Consider the following 6867-nt stretch of genomic DNA (forward strand, 5'->3'; position numbering starts at 1 on the left):
TTTATGAATAAGAAAAATTGGCTATTGTTAATCTTAGCCTGTGCTGTTGCTTTTACGTCATTCAATTCCTGTAGCAAAGATGATGAGGAGGATACAACGGACACAGGACCAACCGAGTGGAGTAAATCGATCGTATTTACAGGCGATCCACGCAGTGGAGCAGCATCCTTCACGATAGATGGTAAAGAAGCCTACGTGGTGGGTGGGTATGTAAATCCAGCCGTTGGCATCACGCTAGACGGAGCTGCTTTCAATGGTACTGGATGGAGTAATATTGCCGACTTCGGAGGTCCAGCACGTCATGAGGCTGTCGGTTTTGCCATCGGTAATAATGGTTACGTTGGAACAGGCAAGAACCTCAATAACGAGTTTTTCAACGATTTTTATAAATACGACGCTGCAGCTGATACGTGGACAAAAATTGCAGACTTCCCTGGCGTAGCTCGTTCAGGTGCAATTGCATTTTCTTTAGGAAACTATGGTTATGTCGGTCTAGGGACCAACGTAGGTGGAGGTAGCCTTGGAGACCTATACCGATACGATCCAGCGAACAATAGTTGGTCTGTGGTCGAGAACTTACCTTTCAAAGATAAGTTGGCGTATGCTTTTGCATTCGTGATTGGCAATAAAGCTTACATCGGCGGTGGTTACAACAAAAGTGCCAACTTACCAGACGGCTTCTACTCCTTCGATGGAACGAGCTGGGGCACGTTGAATAGCTTGAACCGTTCGGACGACAACAACACATACGATGCGAGAAAATATAGCGCTAGCAGCTTTGTTATCGGAAACTATGGATACGTTGTTAGTGGAAGAAATGGCTCGAGTATCACGAGCAGTGTTTGGAAATACGAACCATCAACAGACACGTGGACGGACAAACACCAAGCCATGACTGCTGATGCTCGCGAAAAAGCCGTGGGATTCTCGCTAAACGGAAAAGGTTATATTGTAACTGGCGTCAACGGTTCTACTGTTTTCGACAATATGTACGAATTTGCTCCTGTGCGTTAATTCGTCTTATCGAATAGCATCATAAAAAAGGTGGACTCGCGAAAAGTCCACCTTTTTTATGATGCTATGTGTAGATCTCTAATACCTGTCGGTACAATAATCGGTTTCTTCAGCACGCATCGATGAGCGGCTTATGGAGTCGTGCGGAATGAGAACTACCCTACGTCACATGCCCCAGGAATCCTAACGAGAAACAGCCGCTCTTGAAGGAGCGGCTGTTTCTTGTTATAGAATGTCAGGCTAGATTAAACCTCTCTTACTTAGTAACTCGGCAATTTGGACAGCATTTGTTGCTGCTCCTTTTCTCAAGTTATCCGCGACAATCCAGAGATTCAATGTTTTATCTTGAGATTCATCACGACGGATACGTCCGACTAACACCTCATCTTTGCCATGGGCATCTTTGGGCATCGGATATTTTAGATTCGCCGGATCGTCTACTACGATGACGCCTTCTTGTGCGGCGAGCAACTCGCGAACCTCGGTTACGTCGAAATCACTTTCGAATTCAATGTTTACGGATTCAGAGTGTCCGCCCATTACCGGAATACGTACGGTCGTTGCCGTCACCCGGATCGACTCGTCTCCCATGATCTTGTTTGTTTCCTTGATCATCTTCATCTCCTCTTTCGTATAGCCATTATCCTGAAATACATCAATATGTGGAATAACATTTAAGTCAATAGGATACGGATACGCTTTCTCGCCATCCTTACCTGCACGTTCGTCCATCAATTGATTCACAGCCTTTACGCCTGTTCCTGTTACGGATTGATAGGTAGATACGACCACACGTTTAATTTTATACTTTTCGTGTAGCGGTTTTAGTACCACAACCATTTGAATGGTTGAACAGTTTGGGTTGGCAATGATTTTATCCGATGCGGTCAACACGTCGCCATTTACTTCAGGAACAACGAGCTTTTTTGACGGATCCATACGCCAGGCTGAGGAATTGTCGACCACGGTAATGCCCGCTTCCGCGTATTGAGGCGCAAATTCGGTGGATGTACCACCACCTGCAGAGAAAAGCGCCACCTGTGGCTGAAGTGCAATAGCTTCGGCAGGTGTCACGACCTTATACTTCTTTCCCTTAAACTCGATTTCCTTGCCCTTGCTCTTTTCAGATGCTACTGGGATTAGTTCTGTTACCGGGAAATTACGTTCTGCTAAAACGGTCAAAATTTCTGACCCAACAAGGCCCGTTGCGCCTACTACTGCAACTTTCATAGTTTAAAAATTTGTTTTGTTTGTTTACTAATGATTAAATTTTTTGTAAATTTATTCTAAGGAACCAAACATACGAAATAAGCCGCTTCTTTTCTAATTTATTGTGTAACATTTAATAAAATCAACTCGATTAATTTAAGAATTACTCACCAACATGCTCGTTTTAATAGAAATCAGACAACGATATCTGTTATTTGTTTTATTTTTATCAATGACACAGGCTTATGCGCAGAATGGACTGATCGTGACCGAAATCATGATTTCTCCCCGTCCTGGCTCTTTGCCCCTAGAAGAATACATCGAAATTTATAACCATGGATCGTCCGTTGTTTCACTAAAGGACATACAGCTTCGCGTTTCGGGCCAAGCGATACCCCTTCCGGATCATTATTTAGCACCTAAACAATATATGCTCTTGGTCGCTGCACCGCATGCCGCGCTTTTTGATCACCTGGGAAACGTTTTAGGTCTCTCCCCCTGGTGGGCACTCTCAAATACAGAGGGGTCGATTGCTCTAGTCGACAGACATGATATTGTGCTGCATCAGTCAGTTATGCCTCGTCTTGGCATCGAGATCAGGCAAAACGAAGAGCTGGTTATAGCCTAGAGCGCATCAATCCATCTATATCATGCAACGAAGCTATAAACTGGAACGCTTCCGACGCGCCAACCCACGGCACGCCCGGGCGAAAAAACAGCGTCTGGAACGAAAATTTTATTCCCAAACTAGACCTTCAGGTTGCATCTATAGAAGATACCTACGTGGATCTCGTTTCGGCCGAATCGCCTACCTCATGGGAAAACCTCCACGTGAATATGTTTACGACCATCCCTGGTCAGCGGACCATTAAGACGCTTGCGGTGCTGCACGATACGCTCCGCCTGTATGTGGACAGACCATTGGAAGCGGACCAAAGCTACGACTTACAGATCCGAAATCTACTCTATTGCAACAATCCACAAGACATAGATCTTCCGCTATTTCGCCCTTCTCCGTCGACGTTCAACGATATCGTTATTAATGAAATCCTATTTAATCCGCCTACTGGAGGAGTGGACTTCGTTGAATTGTTTAACCGCTCGTCCAAGACATCAATATTCAGCACTGGTGACTTGGTAACCGCATCATTACGTCGCAGCCTACGCTAATAACACCGGGTGCCCACAGTCTGTTAACCGCCGATTTTTCGAGGGTTGTCAAAGATTACCCGCAAACCGTCTTTACTGGCGCCATACAAATGTCGAGCCTTCCCGCTTATGCTAACGAACGTGGCGCGGTGATTTTGTACAATCCGGAGCAACAGTTGATGGATAGCGTATTCTATTAAAGCAGCATGCACCAACCATTCCTCGTCGATATGAAGGAATTTCATCGGAACGTCAGGATCCCCATGTAGACGGTAACGCGTCAACTCGGTGTATGTGGAAAAAAAAGCAAAAAAAATAACTTTTTTTACGCTCAAAAATCTTCTCTCCGGATGGCGATGGTTACGAAGATTTTCTCACTTTCGGTTATGAATTTATCGTCGAAAACAGTATGCTCTCGCTGACGATCTTGGATGATAAAGGAAGGATAATCAACCGATTGATTCGGAACAAAAGCGCAGATCTAACCGGTGGATTTGTCTGGGACGGAACAAATGAATGCGGCCAACTTTGCGGAGGAGGAATCTATATTTTTCTACTGAGATCTATACTGCAAAAGGTCATTCTCAATCGTTTAAAGCGAGTTTTGTTCTTGCCGACAGTCATCCTAAGTATTGATACTTGCCGAAAAAATGACCTATCTTTGCCCCAATGAAAGAGCGTATAATTATGATTGGTGCAAACGGTCAGATTGGAACTGAACTGGCTGTGGCCCTCCGCCAAAAATTTGGCAAAGAACATGTCATCACATCGGACATTCGGGAACCCGCTGTTCTGAAAGATGATGAGATTTTCGAAACAGTTAATGTATTGGACAAACAGGCTGTGAGAAGCTTATTGGAGAAATACCAGCCAACACAAATCTATTTGTTGGCCGCGATGCTCTCGGCTACGGGCGAGCAATATCCGCAGAAAGCTTGGGACCTGAATATGAACGGCTTATTGAACATCTTGGATTTGGCCCTCGAGTTAGACATAAAAAAGATATTTTGGCCAAGCTCCATCGCGGTCTTTGGCCCGCATTCTCCAAAAAAACAGACGGGTCAGTATTGCATTATGGATCCGACGAGTATTTACGGAATCAGCAAGCTAGCGGGGGAGCGACTTTGTGAATACTACCATCAGAAATATGGACTGGATGTCCGTAGTATACGTTACCCTGGTATTATTTCTTGGAAAACAGCTCCCGGAGGGGGAACAACAGACTACGCCGTGCACATCTTTTTCGAGGCATTAAAGCACGGGAAGTATGCCAGTTTCCTTTCAGCAAGTACGGAACTCCCGATGTTGTATATGGAGGATGCTGTGCGTGGTACGCTTGAATTGATGGACGCCCCGGCGGAGCAGCTCCGGATCCGCTCCAGCTATAATCTGGGGGGAATCTCCTTCACTCCGGCCCAAATTGGTCAAGAAATTAAAAAAATTCTTCCTAATTTTGAGCTGTCTTATGTCGATAACGACCCTCGTCAAGCTATAGCCGATTCCTGGCCGGCAAGTATCGATGATTCTTACGCCCGTGAAGATTGGAATTGGGAACCAACGTTTGATTTAGAGGCCATGACAAAAGACATGATTGAAAACCTCAAAACAAACTTATAAAAAATGGGTAGAGCCTTTGAATTCAGAAAAGAAAGAAAATTTAAACGTTGGGCCAAAATGGCCGTTCAGTTTACTCGGCTAGGCAAAGAAATCGCCATGGCGGTAAAAGAGGGCGGTCCGCATCCAGAGAATAACTCCCGCCTACGCACGGCTGTACAAAATGCGAAAGCGGTCAACATGCCGAAGGATCGCGTAGAGGCGGCGATTAAACGTGCTTCAGAGAAAGATGCTAAAGGCTATGAAGAATATGTATATGAAGGATATGGCCCTCACGGCGTACCGGTACTCATTGAAACGGCTACAGATAATACCAACCGGACAGTCGGAAATATTCGGAGCTATTTTACCAAAGCGGGGGGATCGTTAGGTAAAACCGGGTCATTGGATTTTATTTTTCAGCGCAAATCGATTTTCCGTTTCAACGCGAGCGAAGAGCTTGATGTGGAAGAATTGGAACTAGAACTGATCGATGGAGGGCTGGAAGAACTGTATGTCGAGGCCGACGAGGAAGGTAATGACGTAGTCGTTGTACAAACTTCCTTTGAAGACTTTGGGAATATGCAAAGCCTTCTAGAGGAGAAGGGGATCGAAGTAAAATCGGCGAAATTGGAACGGATTGCGCTGTCCCATACGACCCTTACCGAAGAGCAGGCTGCAGATGTCCTGAAAATGATCGACAAAATCGAGGAAGACGATGATGTTCAAGCGGTCTACCATAACATGGAATAAACGGACGATATCATCTTTTGTAAGAAATACCCTAAAAACCCACTCCACCATCATTACTTCGTTACCGAAGAGTGATGGTGGTGTTGAAAAAGCCGTTGATGGACCATCGCTTTCTCTGGACTTTCCACGATTCTATTCTGCACTCAACATTTGTTTTTCCTCGGATATACCCCTGTGCTCTTGCCTACCTAGCCGTTTTCAAAATTTTTCAAACTTATTCATTCATAAAATCCATGAGGGTTTTATTATTATTTCCTAAATTTAGCCCTTGGAGATGACAACATTCGAAGAATTTTTCGCCAAAAAGAAAATTGACGTATCGCTTATGCAGGCTGATAATCGCTCTCTCTATGAGGAGTTTCGGATCCATTATGCCTTCATGGGAGAGAAAAGCTTTGATCACAGTAAAAAATTTTGGTTTAATAAACTTAGGAAGCAGTATTTGTTGCGAGAGGCGGAAGACAACGCAATTGTTGCAACTGCTGCGCCCCGTGCAACAGCCGCCGATGAACGCGGCAAAGCTATCGAAGATGCGGTCGTCTCTGTAAAACCGACAGGATTCAAACCTCGGTTTACACCGCGGGTATCTACAAACGAAGATGAACATCGAGCGAACGAGCAGGTATCCGAGGAGCAACCGAAAGTCGGCCCGCAGACTACAGAACCAACCGGCAAACCCATCGGGTTCAAACCACGGTTCAAGGCCGGTGTAAGCAAACCGGCGGCGGAACAGCCGGATGCCGAACAGCTGCAAGAGGGCAAGCCTTCCTCGGAACAGACACAAGATAGTGCAAAAGCACCAGAACCAGCCGGCAAACCCACGGGGTTCAAACCGCGCTTCAAGGCCGGTGTAACCAAACCGGCAACGGAACAGCCAGATGCCGAGCAGTTGCAGGAGGGCAAGCCTTCCTCGGAACAGACACAAGATAGTGCAAAAGCACCGGAACCAACCGGCAAACCCACGGGGTTCAAACCGCGCTTCAAGGCCGGTGTAACCAAACCGGCAACGGAACAGCCAGATGTCGAGCAGTTGCAGGAGGGCAAGCCTTCCTCGGAACAGACACAAGATAGTGCAAAAGCACCGGAACCAGCCGGCAAACCCACGGGGTTCAAACCGCGCTTCAAGGCCGGTGTAACCAAACCGGCAAC

At 46.0% G+C, this 6867-nt stretch carries 8 protein-coding genes; 6 read left to right on the forward strand and 2 right to left on the reverse strand.

Annotated features, from left to right (window positions below; genetic code table 11):
• The first annotated feature begins 3 nt into the window (after positions 1–3).
• Positions 4–1014, forward strand: coding sequence for a Kelch repeat-containing protein (locus tag ACFSR5_RS21025; protein WP_380906547.1), 1011 nt, complete (start codon positions 4–6; stop codon positions 1012–1014).
• Between the two features lie 240 nt (positions 1015–1254).
• Here the strand turns inward: ACFSR5_RS21025 and ACFSR5_RS21030 are convergent, their stop codons facing one another.
• Complete coding sequence (locus ACFSR5_RS21030; protein ID WP_380906548.1) at positions 1255–2244, reverse strand: aspartate-semialdehyde dehydrogenase; 990 nt, start codon at positions 2242–2244, stop codon at positions 1255–1257.
• A gap of 211 nt (positions 2245–2455) precedes the next feature.
• Here ACFSR5_RS21030 and ACFSR5_RS21035 point away from each other — a divergent pair, with 211 nt between their 5' ends.
• Positions 2456–2851 carry a lamin tail domain-containing protein gene (locus ACFSR5_RS21035; protein ID WP_380906549.1) on the forward strand — a complete coding sequence of 132 codons (396 nt, stop codon included), beginning with the start codon at positions 2456–2458 and terminating at the stop codon, positions 2849–2851.
• 209 nt (positions 2852–3060) lie between these two features.
• Complete coding sequence (locus ACFSR5_RS21040) at positions 3061–3393, forward strand: hypothetical protein (RefSeq protein WP_380906550.1); 333 nt, start codon at positions 3061–3063, stop codon at positions 3391–3393.
• Between the two features lie 23 nt (positions 3394–3416).
• Here the strand turns inward: ACFSR5_RS21040 and ACFSR5_RS21045 are convergent, their stop codons facing one another.
• Positions 3417–3617: a hypothetical protein gene (locus ACFSR5_RS21045; RefSeq protein WP_380906551.1), complete on the reverse strand. Its 201-nt coding sequence runs from the start codon at positions 3615–3617 to the stop codon at positions 3417–3419.
• 424 nt (positions 3618–4041) lie between these two features.
• Here ACFSR5_RS21045 and ACFSR5_RS21050 point away from each other — a divergent pair, with 424 nt between their 5' ends.
• From ACFSR5_RS21050 to ACFSR5_RS21060, 3 genes are all read left to right on the forward strand, one after another.
• Complete coding sequence (locus ACFSR5_RS21050) at positions 4042–4989, forward strand: NAD-dependent epimerase/dehydratase family protein (protein WP_380906552.1); 948 nt, start codon at positions 4042–4044, stop codon at positions 4987–4989.
• Positions 4990–4992: 3 nt separating this feature from the next.
• Complete coding sequence (locus tag ACFSR5_RS21055) at positions 4993–5718, forward strand: YebC/PmpR family DNA-binding transcriptional regulator (protein WP_380906553.1); 726 nt, start codon at positions 4993–4995, stop codon at positions 5716–5718.
• Positions 5719–6043: 325 nt separating this feature from the next.
• Positions 6044–6867 (forward strand): hypothetical protein (locus tag ACFSR5_RS21060; protein ID WP_380906554.1); only part of this gene is annotated, 824 nt, incomplete at its 3' end.

This window comes from Sphingobacterium suaedae (genome assembly GCF_042684625.1).
Classification (GTDB): domain Bacteria; phylum Bacteroidota; class Bacteroidia; order Sphingobacteriales; family Sphingobacteriaceae; genus Sphingobacterium; species Sphingobacterium suaedae.